The following is a 22,900-nucleotide window of genomic DNA, read 5'->3' as shown; positions in this document are numbered from 1 at the left end:
GTGAATCAGTTGGCAACGTAGTTTTGATAGAGGGTCACGACTTTTTGTACGCCGACGGTCGTGCTGACTTTTTGGGTCACGCGGGCTTGTTCGTCCGGCGTGAGGATGCCCATCACATAGGTCACGTTGCCGTAAGTCACGATTTTGACGCGTGCCTGGGTGGCCGGGCTGAGGCCCAACAGGGTGGCGCGGACTTTGGATGTGCCCCAGGTATCGTTGGTCACGTCGCCGAGCGAACGCGCTTGTGAGGCAACGGTGATGTAGTTGTACACGCCTTCTGCGGCTTGTTCGGAACGGGCGATGCGTTCAACAAATTGTTTTTCGCCTTCGGTAGCCACTTGGCCGAGCAGGAGCAGGTGGCGGTTGTAGCCGACAACGTTCAGTTTGGGCTTGTAGCCTTGAACTTGGTTGTTTTGGCGCAGGTAGGAGCGTGCGGTGGTTTCGACGCGCAGTGCCATAACGTTGTCGTCGGTTTGCGCGCCGGTGGTGCGGCGGTCGACGGCGGATTTGGTGCCGACGGCTGCACCGCCGATCAGTGCGCCGACGCAGCCGCTCAGACTCAGGCTCAAGAGGGTCGCAGTCAGAACGGGGAGGGCGTAGCGTTTGATATTCTTCATATCCTTTTCCTTGGGTATGGACGGTTGGGTGTTCAGACGACCTTTAAGGGATGGGTCGTCTGAAAAGAAAGGGTTACATGCCTTCAAGCAGGACGGAGTCGATGCAGTCGCACATGGCGTGAATCAGCAGGATATGGTTTTCCTGAATGCGGGCAGTGCGCGGATAAGGGACGTTGAGCAAAACGTCGGTATCTTTGAGCATGGCGGCGATTTTTCCGCCGTCGCGGCCGGTCATGGCGATGACGTGCATATCGCGTTCGTGTGCCGCTTTGATGGCTTCGATGACGTTGGCGGAATTGCCGGAGGTGGAGATGCCGACCAATACGTCGCCGGCACGTCCGAGTGCGCGCACTTGTTTGCTGAATACATGGTCGAAACCGTAGTCGTTGCCGATGGCGGTCAGGGCGGAAGTGTCTGTCGTCAGCGCGACAGCGGCCAATTCCATGCGTTCTTTTTCAAAACGGCCGGTCATTTCTGCGGCGAAGTGTTGCGCATCGGCAGCCGAACCGCCGTTGCCGCAGGCCAGGATTTTGCCGTCGTTCATCAGGCATTGCAGCATCAGCTCGGCAGCCTGTGCGGTCGGCTCGACCAGTACTTTTTCAGCTTCCTGCTTAGCGCGGATACTCTCGGCAAAATGCGCGGAAACGCGTTCTTGTAATGTTGTCATGAGGTTAACCTGTAATATTTTGAATCCATTCGGGTTGGCCGTCGCCCTCAATCAGTACCGCATCCAGGCGGCAGGGTGCATGGTTTAACCCGTGCTTTTGCAGATAATACTCTACACTTCGTTGCAATTTCAATAATTTGGACGGCGAGATGCTGTATGCGGCACCACCGAAACCTCGGTTTTTGCGGTATTTTACTTCAACAAACACAATCGTACCGCCGTTTTTGACGATTAAATCTATTTCGCCGTAGGCACAATGCCAGTTTCGCGCCAGCAGCGAGCAGCCTTTACTCAGCAGGAATGCCAGCGCCGCATCTTCGGCCGCCACCCCCTGTTTGTGGTTTAAGCGCATGAAAAGTTTACCCGTTATATAATCATTGTTTTTAAAGAGACGCCGTTTCAGACGGCCTTGAATCTATGTACACAAAACACCTGCAAAAAGCCGTCGACAGCATCGAAAAACAGACATTATACGTTGTCGCCACACCCATCGGCAATTTAGCCGACATAACGTTGCGCGCACTGGCCGTTCTGCAAAAGGCCGACATTATCTGCGCCGAGGACACCCGTGTTACCGCCCAGCTTTTGAGTGCGTACGGCATTCAGGGCAAACTCGTGAGCGTGCGCGAACACAACGAGCAGCAAATGGCCGATAAAATCATCGCCCATCTTTCAGACGGCCTGAGCGTCGCCCAAGTTTCGGATGCGGGCACGCCTGCGGTTTGCGATCCTGGCGCGAAACTTGCCGCCCGCGTGCGCGAAGCCGGATTTAAAGTGGTGCCTGTGGTCGGTGCAAGCGCGGTCATGGGGGCGTTGAGCGTGGCCGGTGTGACGGAATCCGATTTTTACTTCAACGGTTTCCTGCCACCTAAGTCCGGCGAACGTCAAAAACTGCTGGCCAAATGGGCGGAAGCCGATTTTCCGATTGTGATGTTTGAAACGCCGCACCGTATCGAAGCAAGCCTTGCGGATATGGCCGCACAGTTCCCCGAACGCCGTTTGACTTTGGCGCGCGAAATCACCAAAACATTTGAAACCTTCCTCAGCGGCACGGTTGCCGAAATTCAAGCCGCCCTTAAAAACGACAGCAACCAAACGCGTGGCGAGATGGTGCTGGTGTTGCACCCTGCTGTGAAAGAAAAGCACAGTGATTTGCCCGAGGCGGCACAAAATACCATGAAAATCCTTGCGGCCGAGTTGCCGACCAAACAAGCCGCCGAGCTTGCCGCCAAGATTACCGGCGAAAGCAAAAAAGCCTTGTACGATTTAGCGTTGGAGTGGAAACGGATTTCAGACGACGCTTGAGGTCTTGCAGGCTTATTTCTCTCAACCTGTGGTGTGAACGATGCGACGATTTCCTACAGGCAAGGCTGGGTATTGTTCGTTATCCGTTTGCCGGTTCTACAGGCTTTATATAGGCAAAGTTTTGTTTGCCGCATTGCTTCCCCCCCCCTTGCAATTTATAATGACACTGCATACAACTAGTATGTTCTTAAATCTTTCAATCTATGGGAGTGGACTTATGAAACAAAACATCATCGTTGCCTTATTCAACATCTCCAGCGAAGCTTATCAAGCCTTTTCTGAATTGAAAGCTTACTCGCAGACAACAGATACTTTGGTGGCACAAGCCGTTTTGGTTAAAAAGGAAAATGACCTGATTATCCCAGCAGAAAGCACCGACTTTACCGCCAATACGGTCGAAGGCACATGGACGGGCGGCCTCATTGGTTCACTGGTCGGCATTCTCGGCGGTCCTATCGGTGTTCTGTTGGGTGGAGCTACTGGCGCACTCATCGGCAGTGATGCAGGTACTGCCCAAACATTGGAAGAGGGGGCGTTGCTGGAAAATACAGCCAAAAAACTGGATAACGGCAGTACTGCAATCATTATTTTGGCGCAAGAATCCGACGAGGCTGTATTGGATGCTTTCTTCCACCGTTTCAAAACCGTTATTCTCCGGCAAGATGCAGTCGTTGCCCAACAGGACGTATTGGCAGCAATAGAAGCGCAGGAAGAAGTGGCACGTCAGGCACACGAAGCTTGGAAAAAACAGCGCAAAGCCGAACGCAAAGAGAAAGTGGAAGCCTTCAAGGCCGACATCAAACAAAAATTCGACGAATTGGCAGCCAAGTTGAAATAACACTGCCACCAACCCAAGGTATGTAACCGCTCAAATTTTCCGTTTCGGATGCATGCCAAACCGGTTTGAGGCTACCTGAAAATCTATTTTTCAGGTAGCCTCTCCCTTTTTCATGCCCCGAGACCTTTGCAAAGGTCTCAACCTATGTTATTGCAAAGGTCTATGTTATTGCAAAGGTCTCGGCCTTTTTATAATTGGATTTTAGATCGATCCAATAGGTTCAATACGCTTCTAAGTTTGCGTTTCAGACGGCCTCAATGTTTGGCAAACCTGCTTTAACGCTGCCATACGTTGCGCAAATATTCGATGCAGTCGGTCAGGGCGTAAAACGGGGCGTTGCCGTGATTGGCGTTGGGGTAGAGGGTAAAGCGGACATCCGCGCCGAGGTGGTGCAAAGTGCCGGCAAGAATTTTGGCTTGTGCAACCATGCCGCTGCTGGTTTGGTCGGGGCGGTTGTTTCTGCCTTCATGTTCGCCTGCGCCAAGGCGGATGCCGATTCCTTGAGGCAAAGTGTCGGGCAGCCAATCGAGTACGCGGCGGTCTTGCCACCAGATAGACGGCGAAACCAGCAAATAATGGCGGAATCGTTCGGGACGGGTGAACAGGGAATAGAGGCCGTACAGTGCGCCGAACGAATGGCCGAAGACGGCTTGGTTTTGGGTATCGATGCGGTATTTGCTGTTGAGCAGGGCGGAGAGTTCGTCATCGATAAAGCGGCTGAAGCGGTCGGCTTGGCCGTATTGTTTGCGTTCGGATTCGGGCGCATTGTCGGGCAGCGGCGGCGTGTAGTCGAGGGCGCGTTGGCTTAAGTCGCGGATGGTGCCGCCGGTGTAGCCGATGCCGACAATCAGACAGGCGGCATGGCTTTTGGTGATGGGGTTGATGAGCAGGGATTGCGCCATATTGAGGATGGCAGGGAAAAAGGCATCCCCGTCAAGAATATACAGCACGGGATAGCCACTTGCCGGACGCTCGCCGAGAGCCGCGGCTTGAATGCGGTAGGTGCGGCCGGTGTGGGCGGAAGTAAGGGCGGTTTCTTCGGCTTGCAGCAGGGTGGCGGCTTGCCAGTTGGGGCGGATGGGCATGATGGGGTGCTTTAATCAATAGGTTGTTTAAGTAAAAGGGAATAAGGCCGTCTGAAAATAGGTTTCAGACGACCTTATTGTACCGATTCTTGTCTTTTTAACAATACGCGCGATTAGCGTACGTCAACGTAGGAGCTGCTGTGCAGTTCGCGCAGGAGGTTGGTGGTCGCCTGTTGCGCTTTTTGTTGAGACAGGTATTGGCGGACAGCGTTTTGTTGACGCTCTTCAGGCGTACCTGCTTCGCGGACGTCGTTCAGCTTGATGATGTGCCAGCCGAATTGGGTGCGGACAGGGGCGCTGATTTGGCCGGGTTTGAGTTTGTGGACGGCTTCTTCAAACGGGGCAACCATCATGCCGTCGGCAAACCAGCCCAAATCGCCGCCATTGCCGGCGCTGCTGTCTTGCGAGTATTGGCGTGCCAAACCGCCGAAATCTGCGCCGCTGCGGGCTTGTGAGTAGATTTTGCGGATGGTGCTTTCTGCGCCGACGGCGGCATTGTCGTTGTCGGCTTTAATGAGGATGTGTTGGGCATGGTATTGGCGCACAGGGTCTGCTTCAGGCAGGGTTACGCCTTGTTGTTTGGCCTGCTCGATGTAACGTGCCACTTCGGAGTCGCTCACGCGGCTGTTTTGCATGATGGCCTGTTGGCGCACTTTTTCAACAATAATGCTGTCGGCGATGTCTTGACGGACGGCGGCAGACGGGTTTTTGATGTTGGGGTTGTGCGCGATAACGGCTTCGATTTCGCTATCGGTCGCTTGGATGTTGCGGCGTTTGCCTGCTTGGAGGATCAGGGATTGGTTGATCATTTGTGCCAAAACTTGTTGGCGCAGCTCGTTGGCGTCCATTTGTGTGCCTTTAGGCATGGTTTGACGCGCTTGCGCCACGGCTTGTGCTACTTGGCGGTGGGTAATGACTTCGTTGTCGACAACCGCGGCAATGCCGTCTGAAAGATGTACGCCGCTTTGTACGGCAGGCATGGTAGTGGCGCTGACGACTGGAGTTTTGCTGGTACGCGCTTTGGTCGCTTTGGCTTTAGGAGCGGCGTGTGCGCCTACTGCGAGAGTGAGTGCGGCGACGAGAATCAGGGGTTTGAAGTTCATTGTTTGACTACCTCGTTGGTTTTGCTGTAACCGGGGATGGCTAAGCGGAGTTTTTCGAATGGGTTGTTGCTGATATTGCTCAAGTCTTTGAGTTGGAGGTTGAAGAATACGGCGTTTTTGTGGCTGTTTTCGCCGGTAACATAGCGTTGGCCGACCAAGCTTGCGCTCCAGCAGCCGCAGTTGCTTTTGTATTCTGCACCGATGAGCATTTCCAGCGGTTTTTTGGCTTCGATTTCGTAGTTGTAACGGGCGACGGCGTACAGGTTTTTACTCAACGGCCATTGGGCGGCAAGATCGACTTGGCTGAGCCTATCGTAGAAATAGTCGCCGTTGGCTTGCAGATAAATGCGTTCGTTGCGTCCGTATTTGTAGCGCGCGCTTAAGACTTTGCCGGGTTCGGGGTTGTAGGTAATTCCTGCGGCGTAGCTCTCGGCACGGCTTAGGTTTTGGTTGTAGTGGATGTCCAAATCAATGCGTGTGCTCGGAGTAAGGTTGCCGTGTGCAAAGGCTACCCAGTCGGATTGGCTGCGCGGATAATTACTGACGTTGCCGTCAGGCAGGACGTTGTCTTTTTTGAAATAAAACTTCTGGCCGATGCCTGCACGGAAGAGTTCCGCACCGGTGTTGGGGTTGAGGATGCGGCTTTGTGTGGCCAGCGTCAGGCTGTTGGCCGAATTGATGCGGTCGTTGCCCGAATACAGGTTTTCGCGGAACAGCTGCGAGTAGGTAAAGCTGTTTTCGGAGCTGTCGAAATTGGGCAGGTCGTTTTGGGACTTGGTCGGAATGTAGTTGTAAAACAGGCGCGGTTCGAGCGTTTGGAGGTATTCTCCGCCGAAGAGACGGGCCCTGCGCTCGAAAGTCAGGCCGCTGTCGACGTTGATGATCGGCAGGACGCGGCTGACATTGCGGCCGCTTTGGCCATTGAAGCTGTTGAGGCTGTAATAAGTGGCGTGTACGCCGACTTTAGGTCGGATGTAGCCCCATTGGTTGTGGAAGTCCCATTTGACGCTCGGGTAGAGCACCACGCGGCTGCCGTCTTGCTTGGTATCGTGGTCAAAACGGGTAAATTGGCCGAACACGTTGAGTTGCGCTTTGCCGAGATGGTTTTGCCAACGGCCGGTCAGACGGGGCATGATGGCATAAGGCTCGTCTTTATAACCGTCTTGGTTGGCAAGCGTTTGATATTTTTGTACGCGCAACGAGCCGTCGAAGCTGCCGCCTAGCAGTTTGTCGCTGTAATTGAGCCATGCTTGACGGTCGAGGTTGACGTTGCGCGCGATGTCTTCGCGGCCGTAGAAGTCGCGGTAGTAATCGTCATCGGAAACTTGGTTGTAGTTGATGCCGCCGCTGATTTTGCTGTTCAGCTGCTGCTGGTGTTTCCATTTGAACTGGTAGCGGTTGTTGTGGACGCTTTTTTGGTCGTTGGGCATCCAGTCGCCATCGACTTCGCCGCTGTAATTCGGTTGCAGATAACGCACTTGGCCGCCCAGTTGCACGCCGCGTTTGCTGATAATGCCCGGACGGATGGTGGCATCCAAATTCGGTGCAAGGTTGAAGTAGTAGGGCAGGCTCAGCTCCAGGCCGTCTGAACCTGTGGCAATAGTCGGAACGAGCAGGCCGCTTTTGCGGTTGCCGTTGATGGGGAAGTCCGCCCAAGGCGTGTAGAGGACGGGGACGCCGCCGAATACGAGCGAAGCGTGTTTGGCTACGCCGATACCTGTCGATTCATCGGCTTCAATGCTTTGTGCTTGGATATACCAGCTGGCGTCGCCGGGCGAACAGGTGTTGAATTTGGTATTGATGAGCTTGTAGAGGCCTTTGCCTTTGAGTTCGGCTTTTTCGCTGACACTTTGAAGGCGGCGGCCGCCTTGTTCGGTATTGAGGCGTACGGCAGTGCCGGAACCGGTTTGGTCTTTGAGGTTGTAAACCAATTGATCGCCGGATACGGTCGAACCGTTTTGATACAGGGTGAAGCGGTCGCCGGCGGTAACGGTATCGGTGGCTTGGTCGTATTGCGCCCAATCGGCATTGAGAACATCGGCATTGCGCTCGACAATGACGTCGCCTTCGGCACGGACGCCGACTTGGGTCTGACCTTCTATTTTATCGGCGTTGACGCGGGTGTAATCGGCAGGCAGTGCAGGCTCGCCGCTGCGTTTGATTTCGGCGGTTTCGGCCGGCTTGGCATCTTCGTGGTCGCAAAACAGGCAAGTGCTGCCCAAGGAAAGCGGATCGGCTTCGCTTTGGCTGGTTTTTACCGGTTTGGATGCGGCGGTGTGGGCAGGGGTATAGTCTTCCGCCTGCGGAACAGAAGCATCTTCCGCGCGTACGGCTGTTGCGCCAAAGCCCATAATTAAGGCGAGTACCAAGGGTTTGAGTGAAAATAAACGAGCCAAAATCGCCCCTTAAATCGGTTTGCCAGTTAGAATAGCGGTTATTGTAACCTGAAATTCTGCGATACCGCTATGCAACGACAAACCGAATTACAAAACTGGCTGGAGTCTGTTTATCCGAACCAGCCGTTCGAATTGAGCTTTGCGGCAGCCGATGCCGACTTCCGCCGCTATTTCCGCGCGACGTTTTCAGACGGCCAAACCGTTATCTGTATGGACGCGCCTCCTGAGAAGATGAGTGTTGCGCCTTATTTGAAAGTGCAAAAACTGTTTAACATGGTCAATGTGCCGCAAGTGCTTCATGTGGATGAAGCGTTGGGCTTTATGGTGTTGAACGATTTGGGCAATACCACATTCCTGACCGCCATGAATCAGGAAAACAGCGAAACCGCCCACAAAGCCCTGCTGCTCGAAGCCATCGACGAACTGATCGAACTGCAAAAGGCCAGTCAGCCCGGCAAACTGCCGGAATACGACCGCGAAGTCATGCTGCGCGAGATTAACTTGTTCCCCGAATGGTTTGTGGCCAAAGAATTGGGCCGCGAGCTGACCTTCAAGCAACGCCAGTTGTGGCAGCAAACCGTCGATACTTTGCTGCCGCCCCTGTTGGCACAACCTAAAGTGTATGTCCACCGCGACTTTATCGTCCGCAATCTGATGCTGGCAAAAGGCCGCCCGGGCGTGTTGGACTTCCAAGACGCGCTTTACGGCCCGATTTCCTATGATTTGGTATCGCTGCTGCGCGATGCATTTATCGAATGGGAAGAAGAATTTGTATTGGACTTGGTCATCCGTTACTGGGAAAAAGCACGCGCTGCCCAGTTGCCTGTGCCTGCCGAGTTTGACGAGTTCTACCGCTGGTTTGAATGGATGGGCGTACAACGCCATTTGAAAGTAGCCGGTATTTTTGCCCGTCTGTACTACCGTGACGGCAAAGACAAATACCGCCCTGAAATCCCGCGCTTCTTGAACTACTTGCGCCGCGTATCCCGCCGTTACAACGATTTGGCTCCGCTGTATGCATTGCTGGTCGAATTGGTCGGTGATGACGAATTGGAAACAGGCTATACCTTCTAAGCTTGGTTTTTTAAGATTTGATTCCATTTTTCAGACGGCCTGATCAACAAAAGGCCGTCTGAAACCTTTACAGAACACATAAACATGACTTACATGATTTACCCCAAAACCTACGACGTGATTGTCGTCGGTGGCGGCCATGCCGGTACCGAAGCCGCACTTGCCGCCGCACGCATGGGTGCGCAAACCCTGCTGCTTTCACACAACATCGAAACCCTCGGCCAAATGTCGTGCAATCCCTCCATCGGCGGTATCGGCAAAGGCCACCTCGTGCGCGAACTCGACGCATTAGGCGGCGCAATGGCGTTGGCAACCGACAAATCCGGTATCCAGTTCCGCCGCTTGAATGCCAGCAAAGGCGCGGCAGTGCGAGCCACGCGCGCGCAGGCAGACCGTATCCTATATAAAGCCGCCATCCGTGAAATGTTGGAAAACCAAGAAAACCTCGATCTTTTCCAACAAGCCGTCGAAGACGTAACGCTTGATGGCGAACGCATCAGCGGCGTGGTTACCGCGATGGGCGTGGAGTTTAAAGCACGCGCCGTCGTACTGACCGCAGGCACGTTTTTGTCCGGCAAAATCCACATCGGTTTGGAAAACTACGAAGGCGGCCGCGCCGGCGACCCAGCCGCCAAATCCTTGGGCGGCCGCTTGCGCGAATTGAACCTGCCTCAAGGCCGTCTGAAAACCGGCACGCCTCCGCGTATCGACGGACGCACGATTGATTTCTCCCAACTGACCGAACAGCCCGGCGACACACCCGTTCCCGTAATGTCCGTACGCGGCAGCACCGATATGCACCCGCGCCAAGTGTCTTGCTGGATTACGCATACCAACACGCAAACCCACGACATCATCCGCTCAGGCTTCGACCGCAGCCCGATGTTTACCGGCAAAATCGAAGGCGTGGGTCCGCGTTATTGTCCGTCTATCGAAGACAAAATCAACCGCTTCGCCGACAAAGACAGCCATCAGATTTTCCTCGAACCCGAAGGCCTGACCACGCACGAATATTATCCTAACGGTATCTCCACCAGCCTGCCGTTCGACATCCAAATCGCCCTTGTGCGCAGCATGAAAGGCCTTGAAAACGCCCATATCCTGCGCCCCGGCTACGCCATCGAATACGACTATTTCGATCCGCGCAACCTTAAAGCCAGCCTCGAAACCAAAACCATCCAAGGCCTCTTCTTTGCCGGACAAATCAACGGCACGACCGGCTACGAAGAAGCCGCCGCGCAAGGCCTGCTCGCAGGCGCAAATGCCGTGCAATACATCCGCGAACAAGATCCGCTCCTGTTGCGCCGCGAACAAGCCTATCTCGGCGTATTGGTGGACGACCTCATCACCAAAGGCGTGAACGAACCCTACCGCATGTTCACCAGCCGCGCCGAATACCGCCTGCAACTGCGCGAAGACAACGCCGACATGCGCCTGACCGAAGACGGCTACAAAATCGGCTTAGTGGGTGAAGAACAATGGCGCATGTTCAACGAAAAACGCGAAGCCATCGAACGCGAAATCCAACGTTTGAAAACAACGTGGTACACGCCGCAAAAACTCGCCGAAGACGAGCAAATCCGCGTATTCGGCCAAAAACTCAGCCGCGAAGCCAACCTGCACGACCTCCTGCGCCGCCCGAACCTCGACTACGCCGCGCTGATGACCCTGCCCGACGCACAACCTGAAACCGCACTTGCCGACAGCGTGGTCGAACAAGTGGAAATCCAAGTCAAGTACCAAGGCTATATCGACCGCCAAAACGAAGAAATCGACAGCCGCCGCGATTTGGAAACATTGAGGCTACCTGAAAACATTGATTACAGCAAAGTCAAAGGCTTATCCGCCGAAGTGCAGCAAAAGCTCAACCAGCACAAACCCGAAACCGTCGGACAAGCCAGCCGCATTTCCGGCGTAACCCCTGCGGCGGTGGCGTTGCTGATGGTGCATTTGAAGCGCGGGTTTAAAGATGCCAAGTAAGGTTTAATCCGAATAAAGGCTGTCTGAAATTTTCAGACGGCCTTTATTTATCAGGGGATTGATGGTGTTGCACCTTATTTCATTAATTTTTTAAAGAGTTCGGATTGTCAGCAAGATGGGCGTATTCTGATGAAAAAATGAAGAAGAAAACGTTTTTTCAGGACGCGTCATAAGCTGCCGCTTTTTCGAGCAGTTTTACCCTTGCCTGCGGCCATTCCTCACGCAGCAGGCTGTATTCAACCGTATCGCGCACGCTGCCGTCTTTCCGCAGCTTGTGGCAGCGCAAGATGCCGTCTTGGTGTGCACCCAAGCGTTCGATGGCGCGTTGGGAGGAGGTATTGAGGTTGTCGGTCTGCCAGCAGACGCAACGGCAGTTTAAAGTGTCGAAAACGTAGTCGAGCAACATGATTTTGCAGGCGGTATTGATGTGCGTGCGCTGTGCCGACAGGGCATACCATGTGAAACCGATGTAGAGGCGTGGGATGGCGGGGTCGATGTGGTAAAGCGAAGTTGAGCCGACAATTTTTCCCGTGTCTTCGTCGATGACGGCAAAGGCGAGGCGGGTTTGTATGGCGGTGCGGATATAGTCAGCTACTTGGTGGGGTTCGGGCGCGGTGGTTACGTTCAGCTTCCAAACTTCGCCGTCGCAAACTGCTTCGCGCAAACCGGCTTCGTGTGCCGTTGTTAAAGGTTCGAGACGGACGCGGTCGAAGGATAAAACGGGAGTGGATGAGAAATCAGTCATGGAGGTTTCCTTTGTATTTGATAGTTTGAGTTTTCAGACGACCTTTTATAGTGTCTTAACGGACGGCATCTCTGAGGTCTTCTGAAAGCTATTGATTAATGATGTTTGAACATCAGCACGCCCGACTCCGATACAAACCCGTCCAGCGGCAGGTCGTGGGGTTCGGTCGGCAGGGTGTCGGTCAGTTGGCAGCCGAAACCTACGCCCAGGGTTTGGGTTTGCAGGCGGTATTTCGTGGCGGAGAGGGTGGCGTCGTAATAGCCGCCGGCCTGTCCGAGGCGGTAGCCGCGTTTGTCGATGCCGACGATGGGGACCAGCAGCAGGCTGAGTTGGTGGACGCGGATTTTTTTGCCGGTGAATTGGGGGACGTGCAATTTGGCGCGGCCGCGTTTGCGTTCTTGTTTGGCGCCGTCGGCAGGGTAGGGTGTGAACCACATCCGCCGCGTGTTCGGTTCGATATAGGGCAGGTAGAGTTTTGCGCCGCGTTTTTGTGCGGTACGGACAAAACCGTCCAATCGCAATTCCTTGCCCATCGGCCAATACACGCCGATTTTCTGTCCTTTTTTGATGTAGGGCTTGAGCAGGCGGTTGATGGTTTCGGTGGCGGCGTTCCGCTCGTCGGCGCTCATTTGGGCGCGTGCGCGGCGGAACTGTTTGCGTAGTGCCGATTTTTCGGGATTCCTCATTTTCAGACGGCCTTTCGGGATTGCGGTAGAATGTTGCGATTATAACGATTTTGTTAACATTCAAACAGGACGCACACGATGTGGCACATTGTCGCCATCGGCTATCTTTTTGTTGCCGTGATGTTTTCCGCCGCGCAGCCGAGTATTGCGCGCGCGTTGATTTATTTGGTTTTTTGGGCAGTGTTGCCCACTGTGTTTACGGTCTTTGTCGTGACCATCCGTCGCCGCAACCGCCTGATGAAACGGCAGGAGCAGGCGGAGTTTGAAGCGGCCCGCCAAAAGGCGGTACAGGCGGATGAAAAACAGGACGGGAAGGTATAAAATCCCTTTTCAGACGGCCTCTTATCCGCTATAATCCGTCAGTTTTCCATTTCGGAAACACGCTTTTATTTTTTTAAAACTTATGCCCACTTTCGCCGAAGGGTGCTTGACAATAGGCGCCGCCTATCAAGTTCTATGCGATTGAATGTGTGCTCTTTAACCCTTTCAAGGAAATAACATGTCTCAAATTACTATGCGTCAGATGATTGAAGCCGGTGTTCACTTCGGTCACCAAACCCGTTTCTGGAACCCGAAAATGGCTCAATACATTTTCGGTGCGCGCAACAAAATCCATATCGTAAACTTGGAAAAAACCCTGCCGATGTTCCAAGAGGCGCAAGAAGCCGTACGTCGTCTGGTTGCCAACAAAGGTACAGTATTGTTCGTAGGTACCAAACGCCAAGCCCGCGACATCATCCGCGAAGAAGCTACCCGTGCCGGTATGCCTTTCGTTGATTACCGCTGGTTGGGTGGTATGCTGACTAACTACAAAACCGTTAAGCAATCCATCAAACGCCTGGAAGAAAAAACTGCTGCCCTGGAAAACGCTGCTGAAGGCGGTTTCAACAAAAAAGAAATTCTGGAAATGCAACGCGACGTTGAAAAACTGGAACGTTCTTTGGGCGGTATCAAAAACATGAAAGGCCTGCCTGACGCGATTTTCGTTATCGATACCGGCTACCAAAAAGGTACTCTGGTTGAAGCTGAAAAATTGGGCATCCCTGTTATCGCCGTAGTCGATACCAACAATAGCCCTGACGGCGTGAAATACGTTATCCCTGGTAACGATGACTCCGCTAAAGCTATCCGCCTGTACTGCCGCGGCATCGCTGACGCAGTTTTGGAAGGCAAAAACCAAGCGCTGCAAGAAACTGTAGCCGCTGCCCAAGAAGCTGCTGCCGAGTAATTCGGTACACAGAAGAGGGGCGTTATGCCCCTTTTCTCAAATCCCGTTCTGAAATCCGTTTCAGACGGCCACTATTTCCAAACACGGCAATGGCCGTGTTCCCAAAAATCTAGGAGATTCAAAATGGCAGAAATTACTGCAAAAATGGTTGCCGACCTGCGCGCCGCTACTGGCCTGGGCATGATGGAATGCAAAAAAGCCTTGGTTGAAGCTGAAGGCAACTTCGACAAAGCCGAAGAAATCCTGCGTATTAAATCTGGTGCGAAAGCCGGTAAACTGGCTGGCCGTACTGCTGCCGAAGGCGTATTGGCTTACGCGATCAACGGCAATGTCGGCGCATTGGTTGAAGTAAACTGCGAAACCGACTTCGTTGCTAAAGACGCCGGCTTCGTAGAATTTGCCAACTTCGTTGCTAAAACTGCTGCCGAGAAAAAACCGGCTTCTGTTGAAGAACTGAGCGAACTGGTTGAAGCAGAACGTAAAGCCATCATCGCTAAATTGGGCGAGAACATGTCTGTTCGCCGCTTCCAAGTGATCGACACTGCCAACCAACTGGTTGCCTACATCCACGGTGCTTTGGCTACCGAAGGCGTATTGGTTGAGTATAAAGGCTCTGAAGACGTAGCACGCAAAATCGGTATGCACATCGTTGCCGCTAAACCACAATGCGTAAGCGAAGCCGAAGTAGATGCTGAAACCGTTGAAAAAGAACGCCACATCTACACCGAACAAGCTATCGCTTCAGGCAAACCTGCCGACATCGCCGCTAAAATGGTTGAAGGCCGTATCCGCAAATTCTTGGCTGAAATCACTCTGAACGGCCAAGCGTTCGTGATGAACCCTGACCAAACTGTTGCCCAATTCGCTAAAGAAAACGGCACTGAAGTGATCAGCTTCGTACGCTACAAAGTAGGCGACGGTATCGAGAAAGCTGTTGTTGACTACGCAGCCGAAGTTGCTGCCGCTGCTAAAGTGTAAGGCACTTATGAAAAAGAAAGCACCTAGATTCCAAACGAATCAGGGTGCTTTTTTTTGAGAAAACCGTTTACGGTACCTATTTTAAGACGACCGAATATAAAGGCAGTCTGAAAACCAAAACAATAATAGAACGACACACCATATCATTGTAATCCGACCGTTTGAAAATTCAGACGACCCAAACTCCGACCGACGACATTCAAGAAAGCAAGGTATCCCATGACACAGCAAATCAAATACAAACGCGTATTACTGAAACTCTCCGGCGAATCTCTGATGGGTTCCGATCCATTCGGCATCAATCACGATACCATCGTTCAAACTGTCGGCGAAATTGCCGAAATCGTGAGAATGGGCGTGCAAGTCGGTATCGTTGTCGGCGGCGGTAACATTTTCCGCGGCGTATCTGCACAAGCAGGCAGCATGGATCGCGCCACTGCCGACTACATGGGTATGATGGCAACCGTGATGAACGCGTTGGCACTCAAAGACGCATTTGAAACTTTGGGCATCAAAGCGCGTGTTCAATCCGCACTGTCTATGCAGCAAATCGCTGAAACTTACGCCCGTCCTAAAGCCATTCAATATTTGGAAGAAGGCAAAGTCGTGATTTTCGCCGCCGGTACCGGTAACCCATTCTTTACGACCGACACTGCTGCCGCATTACGCGGTGCGGAAATGAACTGCGATGTGATGCTCAAAGCCACCAACGTTGACGGCGTGTACACCGCGGACCCGAAAAAAGACCCATCTGCAACACGCTATGAAACCATTACTTTTGACGAAGCCTTGTTAAAAAATCTCAAAGTGATGGATGCCACTGCCTTCGCCCTCTGCCGCGAACGCAAACTCAATATCGTGGTCTTCGGCATTGCTAAAGAAGGCTCGCTCAAACGCGTGGTAACCGGCGAAAACGAAGGTACACTGGTTCACTGCTAATCATTGAAAGGCCGTCTGAAACAGCCGAACGGGATACATTCGGCTTTCAGACGGCCTTTTATTTTCAGTCGGTTGCGCGGGTATTGGCTCATGGTTTGAAAAAGTCGAGAACCTGCTTGACCATAATGCCCAACCGACAATTCGATAACAAAGGATACTCCATGAATATCACCGTCTTGGCTGTAGGCACGAAAATGCCGCGTTGGGTGGATGAAGCCGTCGGCGAGTACGCCAAACGCTTCGGGCGCGATGTCAATTATGCGCTGAAAGAAATCAAGCCCGAAAAACGCGGTGCGGGTGTGAATGCGGCTCAGGGCATGGCGGCTGAAGAAAAACGCCTGTTGGAAGCCATACCGCAGGGCGCGTTTTTGGTGGTATTGGACGAGCGCGGCAAAGCGCCGACTTCGGTCGAATTGGCGCAACACTTGAAAAGCTGGCAGCAAAACGGCGAACACGTCTGCTTTATTATCGGCGGTGCAGACGGCATGACCGACCGATTGAAACAGCAGGCAAACATGATGATGCGCCTTTCCAGCCTGACCCTGCCGCACGGCATGGTGCGTGTTTTGCTGACCGAGCAGCTTTATCGCGCCGTTTCGATTTTGCACAATCATCCGTATCATCGGGAATAATCTGTTTTGATTGCTGGGATAAAACGGTAATGCCGCCTTGTCGGTTAAAAGCGGGGTTGAACCTGCTTTCAGACGGCCTGATTTTTCCGCATGAATCCTTTATAATCGTTTCTTTGATAAATCAACATCTTTCGGGAGAACCCAAATGTCCGATTTCCGTCAAGACTTCCTCAAATTCGCTTTGGCACAAAACGTGTTGAAATTCGGCGAATTTACAACTAAGGCCGGCCGTCAGTCGCCTTATTTTTTCAATGCCGGTTTGTTCAATGACGGCGCATCGACTTTGCAGCTGGCGAAGTTTTACGCCGAAGCCATTATTGCCAGCGGCGTGAAGTTCGATATGCTGTTCGGCCCAGCCTATAAAGGCATTATTTTGGCGGCGGCAACAGCGATGATGTTGGCGGAAAAAGGCGTAAACGTACCGTTTGCCTACAACCGCAAAGAAGCCAAAGACCACGGCGAGGGCGGCGTGTTGGTGGGCGCGCCTTTGAAAGGCCGTGTGCTGATTATCGATGATGTGATTTCCGCCGGCACATCCGTGCGCGAGTCGGTCAAACTGATTGAAGCCGAAGGTGCAACGCCTGCCGCAGTGGCCATTGCGCTCGACCGCATGGAAAAAGGCACGGGCGAATTGTCGGCGGTACAGGAAGTTGAAAAACAATACGGCCTGCCGGTGGTTTCAATTGCCAACCTGAACGACTTGTTCACGCTCTTGCAAAACAATGCCGAATTTGGCGGCTTCTTCGAGCCGGTCAAAGCCTATCGCGAACGTTACGGCGCGGTTTAAACCATAACATCATGCTCAGGTCGTCTGAAATAGTTTTCAGACGGCCTGAAGCATTGGCTAAAATATATATTTTTGATTCAATACACTTACGGAAATACTCATGCCTGCTTGTTCTTGTCCTCATTGTAAAACACCGCATTGGGTGAAAGATGCCCAGTTGAACGTGGCGCAGGGTTTCGTGGTCTGCACGCGTTGTTCGGGGATGTTTAAGGCCAAGGATTATCTGTCGGGCAACCTGCCGGCCGATCCGGCTCATCTGCCTGTGGCGGTAACGGATGTGCGCCTCGTGCATAACATCGGTGCGCAAATCCTCAAGCATTCCAAACTCTCGCGCAAAGAAATTTCCGATTTGCTCAACAGCGCGCTTAAGGAAGAGCCCAAGGCGGAAGAGCAGGCAGCGGTCAAAACGCGCAAGGACGGTTTCAACTGGACGTTGGCATCGCTGATTGCGCTGACGGTTTTGATTATGCAACTCTTTTATCTTGCCCTGCTATGAGTGCCATCGCCCATTTTGTCGCCAGCTTTCGCGAGGCCGCGCCCTATATCCAATATTTGCGCGGCAAAACCATGGTGGTCGGCGTGACCGACAGCCTGTTGGAAGGCGAAACCTTGATTCGTTTGGCTGCAGATTTGAATCTGTTGGCCAGCTTGGGCTTGCGTTTGGTCTTGGTACACGGTTCGCGGCATTTGCTCGATAAATTGGCTTCGGGTCGGGATTTTGTTCCGAAATACAGCGGCAGCCGACGGATTACCGATGAAGCGACCCTGATGGAAGTGAAGCAGGTGGCGGGGATTATCCGCAGCGATGTGGAAGCCGCCTTGTTCAGCAGCGTATCTGCGCAGCAACGGAGCAAGCCGCCGGTTATTGCGTGCGGCAACTTTATTACCGCCCGTCCGTTGGGCGTTATCGACGGCGTCGACATGGGCTATACCGGTACCGTCCGCAAAATCGACGCGGAAGAAATCCGTTTGCGTTTGGATGGCGGTGCCGTGGTGCTTATCAGTCCTTTGGGGCATTCGTACAGCGGCAAAACCTTCAACCTGAGTATGTGCGAAACCGCGCAGGAAGTAGCCATGGCTTTGCAGGCGGAGAAACTGGTTTTCTTGACTGAAGAAGCCGGTATTCGTCGTGCCGACGGCTCTTTGGCCAATACTTTGTCTGTCGGCGAAGTGCAGGAACTGATACACGACAATCCCGATGCACCGGCCGATTTGCTGCATGCGGCGGTAGGTGCGTTGGAAAACGGCGTATCGCGGGTGCAGATTCTCAACGGCCGTGAAGACGGCAGCCTGTTGCGCGAGCTGTTTACCCGCGAGGGCAGCGGTACATCTATTGCGCGCGAGCCGTTTGTTTCCATCCGTCAGGCACGCAGCGACGACATTCCGCACATCATCGCCTTAATCCGTCCGTTGGCGGAACAAGGCATCTTGTTACACCGCAGCCGCGAGTATTTGGAAAACCATATTTCCAGCTTTTCCGTATTGGAACACGATCAAAACATTTACGGCTGCGTGGCGCTGAAAACCTTTTCCGAGCCGGACTGCGGCGAATTAGCCTGCCTGGTGGTGTCGCCCGAAGCTCGTGACGGCGGCTACGGCGAATTGCTGTTGGAACATCTGTTTCAAAAAGCGCGCGCCTTAAATATTAAAACGCTCTTCGCCTTATCCACGCACACGGGCGAATGGTTTGTTGAACGGGGCTTTCAGACGGTCTCAGCCGATGACCTGCCTGCTGAACGTCGGCAGGAATACAATGCCAACGGCCGCAATTCCAAAGTATTTGTTTATGACTTGCAGGTCGTCTGAAAACCTCAATCCTATTATCCGTTTTTAAAAATCACTCAAATCTTATGTTGAAAATCATCTCTGCCAACGTCAACGGCATCCGCTCCGCCTATAAAAAAGGTTTTTATGAATACATCGTCGCATCAGGCGCGGACATTGTCTGCGTGCAGGAACTGAAAGCTCAAGAGGCCGACCTATCAGACGATATGAAAAATCCGCACGGTATGCACGGCTACTGGCATTGCGCTGAAAAGCGCGGTTACAGCGGCGTGGCGGTGTACAGCAAACGCAAACCCGACAATGTGCAAATCGGCATGGGCATTGAAGAATTTGACAGGGAAGGCCGTTTTGTCCGTTGCGATTTCGGCAAGTTATCGGTAATTTCGCTGTATCTGCCCAGCGGCAGCAGCGCGGAAGAGCGCCAACAAGTGAAATACCGCTTTTTGGACGCGTTCTATCCCATGCTCGAAGCCATGAAAAACGAAGGGCGCGACATCGTCGTCTGCGGCGACTGGAACATTGCCCACCAAAACATCGACTTGAAAAACTGGAAGGGCAATCAGAAAAATTCGGGCTTCTTGCCTGAAGAGCGCGAATGGATAGGCAAAGTCATCCACAAGCTCGGTTGGACGGATATGTGGCGCACACTTTATCCGGATGTGCCGGGCTATACATGGTGGAGCAACCGCGGACAAGCGTATGCGAAAGATGTCGGGTGGCGCATCGATTATCAGATGGTTACGCCGGAGTTGGCCGCCAAAGCTGTTTCCGCACATGTTTATAAAGACGAAAAATTCTCGGATCACGCCCCTTTAGTTGTGGAGTATGACTATGTTGCCGAATAAGGTTTTTGGTAAATATGATTGGAATATAAACGGCAAAACCGGCGTAGGCGCGGCGTGGGTCGTGGCGGCATTTATATTGCCTATGCTGGTGTGGGCGGTGTTTATGCTGGCGCGGATGTCCGGCTGGGTTGCGCCGACCAAGGCTAATCCGACATGGGCGTTGGTATGGCTGCTGTTTTCCCTGCCTTGCCTGCTGATTGCGGCCAAATGCTTTGCTTGGAAGGGTTGGCGGCTGATTGCCAACATCGTACTTTGTCTGGCGACTTGTGCTATCCTCAGCGTGCCTGCCGCGTTGCTGATTGCATTTACACTCAACGACTTGCTCAAATAGGCCGTCTGAAATGCAGAGCTTCGAACTCGAAGAAATGGCACTGTTTCTGATACGCGATGCGGATGAAGCGGAAATGTGGATAGACCGCTGGGCGGTCAGCTATCCGATTGTTCAAACTGCTGAAGCCGATAGTCGGCAAACCATTTCCGAATGGCAACACGCCATTCAGACGGCCTTCGACCATATCGTCAGCAGAAATATTGCCGTTGTGGCTCATGGTGCCGGCGTGTCCGCATTTTTGGCATGGCTGTATCAAACCGACATCCTGACGCAAAAACGCCTGACCAATATTATTTTGGTCTCGCCGCGTCCAGAAGCTTTTCCCGAGGACGAAATCCATACGTTTCAACGTGTCCGCTGCCCTTGCCGTACAGCGCTGGTTATCGCCGAAACAAACGGCACGCCACGCGATTGGGCGCAAGAACAGGCCGACCTCTGGCATGCACGCCTGCTTCAATCGCCGCATTCCGGCCAGTTAAACGGCGCACTCGGCGGCTGGCAATGGGGCATGAAGCTGATGCAGGAAATGTTGTTGAGTAAATAGTTTAGAAGTGTCTATCAAGAAGAGAGGCCGTCTGAAACTGATATGAGTTTCAGACGGCCTTTGTTTGCAAATATCATGTTAAATATAATTAAAAGAAACTATTCTCATTTCTTTTATGAGGCAATATAATTCGGTTGTTTCGTTAAATTGAGTATAAAAATGCAAATACCATTTCATTTAGCTTTATTACCCACGCTGATTATCGCTTCCTTCTCTGTCGCTGCCGCCGATACGCAGGACAATGGTGAACATTACACCGCCACGCTACCCACCGTTACCGTGGTCGGACAGTCCGACACCAGCGTACTCAAAGGCTACATCAATTACGACGAAGCTGCCGTTACCCGCAACGGACAGCTCATTAAGGAAACGCCGCAAACTGTCGATACGCTCAATATTCAGAAAAACAAAAACTACGGCACGAACGATTTGAGTTCTATCCTCGAAGGCAATGCCGGCATTGATGCTGCCTACGATATGCGCGGCGAAAGCATTTTCCTGCGCGGCTTCCAAGCCGATGCATCCGATATTTACCGCGACGGCGTGCGCGAAAGCGGACAAGTGCGCCGCAGCACTGCCAATATTGAGCGCGTGGAAATCCTGAAAGGCCCGTCCTCCGTGCTTTACGGGCGCACCAACGGCGGCGGCGTCATCAACATGGTCAGCAAATACGCCAACTTCAAACAAAGCCGCAACATCGGTGCGGTTTATGGTTCGTGGGCAAACCGCAGCCTGAATATGGACATCAACGAAGTGCTGAACAAAAACGTTGCCATCCGCCTTACCGGTGAAGTCGGGCGCGCCAATTCGTTCCGCAGCGGCATAGACAGCAAAAACGTCATGGTTTCGCCCAGCATTACCGTCAAACTCGACAACGGCTTGAAATGGACGGGGCAATACACCTACGACAATGTGGAGCGCACGCCCGACCGCAGCCCGACCAAATCCGTGTACGACCGCTTCGGACTGCCTTACCGCATGGGTTTTGCCCACCCGAACGATTTTGTCAAAGACAAGCTGCAAGTTTGGCGTTCCGACCTCGAATACGCCTTCAACGACAAATGGCGCGCCCAATGGCAGCTTGCCCACCGCACGGCGGCGCAGGATTTCGACCATTTTCATGCAGGCAGCGAAAACGGCAGCCGAATCAAACGCAACTACGCTTGGCAGCAGACCGACAACAAAACCCTGTCGTCCAATTTCACGCTCAACGGCGACTACAACATCGGCCGTTTTGAAAACCACCTGACCGTAGGCATGGATTACAGCCGCGAACACCGTAACCCGACATTGGGTTACAGCCGCGCCTTTACCGCCTCCATCGATCCATACGACCGCGCAAGCTGGCCGGCTTCGGGTAGATTGCAGCCCGTCCTCACCCAAAACCGCCACAAAGCCGACTCCTACGGCATCTTCGTGCAAAACATCTTCTCCGCCACGCCCGATTTGAAATTCGTCCTCGGCGGCCGTTACGACAAGTACACCTTTAATTCAGAAAACAAACTCACCGGCAGCAGCCGCCAATACAGCGGTCACTCATTCAGCCCCAACATCGGTGCAGTGTGGAACGTAACGCCCGCCCACACGCTCTACGCCTCGTATAACAAAGGCTTCGCACCTTATGGCGGACGCGGCTATTTGAGCATCGATACGTCGTCTTCCGCCGTGTTCAACGCCGATCCCGAGTACACCCGCCAATACGAAACCGGTGTCAAAAGCAGTTGGCTGGATGACCGCCTCAGCACCACATTGTCCGCCTACCAAATCGAACGCTTCAATATCCGCTACCGCCCCGACGCGCAAAATGATCCCTATACTTGGGCAGTCGGCGGTAAACACCGTTCGCGTGGCGTGGAATTGTCCGCCATCGGGCAAATCATTCCCAAAAAACTCTATCTGCGCGGTTCGTTGGGCGTGATGCAGGCGAAAGTCGTTGAAGACAAAGACAATCCTGACCGAGTGGGCATCCATTTGAATAACACCAGCAACGTTACCGGCAACCTGTTTTTCCGTTACACACCAACCGAAAACCTCTACGGCGAAATCGGCGTAACCGGTACAGGCAAACGCTACGGTTACGACTCAAAAAATAAAGAAGTGACTACGCTTCCCGGCTTTGCCCGAGTTGATGCTATGCTCGGCTGGAACCATAAAAATGTTAACGTTACCTTTGCCGCGGCCAATCTGCTCAATCAAAAATATTGGCGTTCGGATGCCATGCCGGGTAATCCGCGCGGCTATACTGCCCGGGTAAATTACCGTTTCTGATGAAATCAGGCAAAGGCCGTCTGAAAATAAGGCTATGATCTAAGCCATATTTCAGACGGCCTTTATA

Annotated in this window: 24 protein-coding genes; 16 read left to right on the top strand and 8 right to left on the bottom strand. The window is 53.0% G+C overall.

The window, feature by feature from the left end:
- Nucleotides 1-5 precede the first annotated feature (5 nt).
- From LPB400_RS00575 to LPB400_RS00565, 3 genes are all read right to left on the bottom strand, one after another.
- The gene (locus LPB400_RS00575) at nt 6-617 is read right to left on the bottom strand and encodes a BON domain-containing protein (protein ID WP_039862284.1); all 612 of its coding nucleotides are present in this window, start codon (nt 615-617) and stop codon (nt 6-8) included.
- A 73-nt stretch (nt 618-690) separates the two neighbouring features.
- Nucleotides 691-1,284 carry a phosphoheptose isomerase gene (locus LPB400_RS00570; protein WP_003749391.1) on the bottom strand — a complete coding sequence of 198 codons (594 nt, stop codon included), beginning with the start codon at nt 1,282-1,284 and terminating at the stop codon, nt 691-693.
- Between the two features lie 4 nt (nt 1,285-1,288).
- Nucleotides 1,289-1,636, bottom strand: a complete 348-nt coding sequence (locus tag LPB400_RS00565) for a YraN family protein (RefSeq protein ID WP_219089087.1) — start codon at nt 1,634-1,636, stop codon at nt 1,289-1,291.
- A gap of 65 nt (nt 1,637-1,701) precedes the next feature.
- On the opposite strand from LPB400_RS00565, the gene rsmI reads away from it, so the two are divergent.
- The gene (gene rsmI / locus LPB400_RS00560) at nt 1,702-2,589 is read left to right on the top strand and encodes a 16S rRNA (cytidine(1402)-2'-O)-methyltransferase (RefSeq protein ID WP_219089085.1); all 888 of its coding nucleotides are present in this window, start codon (nt 1,702-1,704) and stop codon (nt 2,587-2,589) included.
- A 217-nt stretch (nt 2,590-2,806) separates the two neighbouring features.
- The gene (locus LPB400_RS00555) at nt 2,807-3,427 is read left to right on the top strand and encodes a DUF1269 domain-containing protein (RefSeq protein WP_063076198.1); all 621 of its coding nucleotides are present in this window, start codon (nt 2,807-2,809) and stop codon (nt 3,425-3,427) included.
- A gap of 275 nt (nt 3,428-3,702) precedes the next feature.
- Here LPB400_RS00555 and LPB400_RS00550 read toward each other — a convergent pair whose 3' ends face one another.
- From LPB400_RS00550 to LPB400_RS00540, 3 genes are all read right to left on the bottom strand, one after another.
- Entirely contained in the window at nt 3,703-4,512 is an 810-nt protein-coding gene (locus LPB400_RS00550) for an alpha/beta hydrolase (protein ID WP_219089083.1), read from the bottom strand.
- Nucleotides 4,513-4,625: 113 nt separating this feature from the next.
- Nucleotides 4,626-5,615 (bottom strand): peptidylprolyl isomerase, encoded by a 990-nt coding sequence (locus LPB400_RS00545; protein ID WP_049322474.1) that lies wholly within the window; start codon nt 5,613-5,615, stop codon nt 4,626-4,628.
- Nucleotides 5,612-8,011 carry an LPS-assembly protein LptD gene (locus tag LPB400_RS00540; protein WP_349291123.1) on the bottom strand — a complete coding sequence of 800 codons (2,400 nt, stop codon included), beginning with the start codon at nt 8,009-8,011 and terminating at the stop codon, nt 5,612-5,614. The genes LPB400_RS00545 and LPB400_RS00540 overlap by 4 nt, the downstream gene beginning before the upstream one ends.
- A gap of 69 nt (nt 8,012-8,080) precedes the next feature.
- On the opposite strand from LPB400_RS00540, the gene amgK reads away from it, so the two are divergent.
- The gene (amgK, locus tag LPB400_RS00535; RefSeq protein ID WP_004520257.1) at nt 8,081-9,085 is read left to right on the top strand and encodes an N-acetylmuramate/N-acetylglucosamine kinase AmgK; all 1,005 of its coding nucleotides are present in this window, start codon (nt 8,081-8,083) and stop codon (nt 9,083-9,085) included.
- An 84-nt stretch (nt 9,086-9,169) separates the two neighbouring features.
- The gene (mnmG, locus tag LPB400_RS00530; protein ID WP_219089081.1) at nt 9,170-11,065 is read left to right on the top strand and encodes a tRNA uridine-5-carboxymethylaminomethyl(34) synthesis enzyme MnmG; all 1,896 of its coding nucleotides are present in this window, start codon (nt 9,170-9,172) and stop codon (nt 11,063-11,065) included.
- A 157-nt stretch (nt 11,066-11,222) separates the two neighbouring features.
- On the opposite strand, the gene LPB400_RS00525 is transcribed toward mnmG, so the two are convergent.
- Nucleotides 11,223-11,810 (bottom strand): GNAT family N-acetyltransferase, encoded by a 588-nt coding sequence (locus LPB400_RS00525; RefSeq protein WP_219089078.1) that lies wholly within the window; start codon nt 11,808-11,810, stop codon nt 11,223-11,225.
- Between the two features lie 95 nt (nt 11,811-11,905).
- Entirely contained in the window at nt 11,906-12,496 is a 591-nt protein-coding gene (locus tag LPB400_RS00520; protein WP_219089076.1) for a 5-formyltetrahydrofolate cyclo-ligase, read from the bottom strand.
- Between the two features lie 78 nt (nt 12,497-12,574).
- On the opposite strand from LPB400_RS00520, the gene LPB400_RS00515 reads away from it, so the two are divergent.
- The 12 genes from LPB400_RS00515 (at nt 12,575) to LPB400_RS00460 (ending at nt 22,833) form a co-directional block, all read left to right on the top strand.
- A complete protein-coding gene (locus LPB400_RS00515; RefSeq protein WP_063076190.1) occupies nt 12,575-12,817 on the top strand; it encodes a hypothetical protein in 243 nt (80 codons plus the stop codon).
- A 178-nt stretch (nt 12,818-12,995) separates the two neighbouring features.
- Nucleotides 12,996-13,724, top strand: a complete 729-nt coding sequence (gene rpsB / locus LPB400_RS00510) for a 30S ribosomal protein S2 (protein WP_002230071.1) — start codon at nt 12,996-12,998, stop codon at nt 13,722-13,724.
- A gap of 123 nt (nt 13,725-13,847) precedes the next feature.
- Nucleotides 13,848-14,702 (top strand): translation elongation factor Ts, encoded by an 855-nt coding sequence (tsf, locus tag LPB400_RS00505; protein WP_002223203.1) that lies wholly within the window; start codon nt 13,848-13,850, stop codon nt 14,700-14,702.
- A gap of 219 nt (nt 14,703-14,921) precedes the next feature.
- A complete protein-coding gene (pyrH, locus tag LPB400_RS00500) occupies nt 14,922-15,641 on the top strand; it encodes a UMP kinase (protein WP_003708812.1) in 720 nt (239 codons plus the stop codon).
- Nucleotides 15,642-15,802: 161 nt separating this feature from the next.
- Entirely contained in the window at nt 15,803-16,273 is a 471-nt protein-coding gene (rlmH, locus tag LPB400_RS00495) for a 23S rRNA (pseudouridine(1915)-N(3))-methyltransferase RlmH (RefSeq protein WP_036493712.1), read from the top strand.
- 145 nt (nt 16,274-16,418) lie between these two features.
- Nucleotides 16,419-17,060: an orotate phosphoribosyltransferase gene (pyrE, locus tag LPB400_RS00490; RefSeq protein ID WP_003682682.1), complete on the top strand. Its 642-nt coding sequence runs from the start codon at nt 16,419-16,421 to the stop codon at nt 17,058-17,060.
- A gap of 100 nt (nt 17,061-17,160) precedes the next feature.
- The gene (locus tag LPB400_RS00485; protein ID WP_039862294.1) at nt 17,161-17,556 is read left to right on the top strand and encodes an MJ0042-type zinc finger domain-containing protein; all 396 of its coding nucleotides are present in this window, start codon (nt 17,161-17,163) and stop codon (nt 17,554-17,556) included.
- On the top strand, nt 17,553-18,866 hold the full coding sequence (argA, locus tag LPB400_RS00480; RefSeq protein WP_219089073.1) for an amino-acid N-acetyltransferase: 1,314 nt from the start codon (nt 17,553-17,555) through the stop codon (nt 18,864-18,866). Before LPB400_RS00485 ends, argA begins: the two co-directional genes overlap by 4 nt.
- A gap of 44 nt (nt 18,867-18,910) precedes the next feature.
- Nucleotides 18,911-19,690, top strand: a complete 780-nt coding sequence (locus LPB400_RS00475) for an exodeoxyribonuclease III (RefSeq protein ID WP_219089063.1) — start codon at nt 18,911-18,913, stop codon at nt 19,688-19,690.
- Complete coding sequence (locus LPB400_RS00470) at nt 19,677-20,021, top strand: hypothetical protein (protein ID WP_219089061.1); 345 nt, start codon at nt 19,677-19,679, stop codon at nt 20,019-20,021. The genes LPB400_RS00475 and LPB400_RS00470 overlap by 14 nt, the downstream gene beginning before the upstream one ends.
- Nucleotides 20,022-20,031: 10 nt before the next feature.
- A complete protein-coding gene (locus tag LPB400_RS00465) occupies nt 20,032-20,565 on the top strand; it encodes an alpha/beta hydrolase (protein ID WP_219089058.1) in 534 nt (177 codons plus the stop codon).
- A gap of 159 nt (nt 20,566-20,724) precedes the next feature.
- A complete protein-coding gene (locus LPB400_RS00460) occupies nt 20,725-22,833 on the top strand; it encodes a TonB-dependent receptor (RefSeq protein WP_219089056.1) in 2,109 nt (702 codons plus the stop codon).
- The last annotated feature ends 67 nt before the right edge of the window (nt 22,834-22,900 follow it).

This window comes from Neisseria perflava, from assembly GCF_019334725.1.
Lineage (GTDB): Bacteria > Pseudomonadota > Gammaproteobacteria > Burkholderiales > Neisseriaceae > Neisseria > Neisseria subflava_A.
This window is presented reverse-complemented; position numbering and strand designations above follow the sequence as displayed.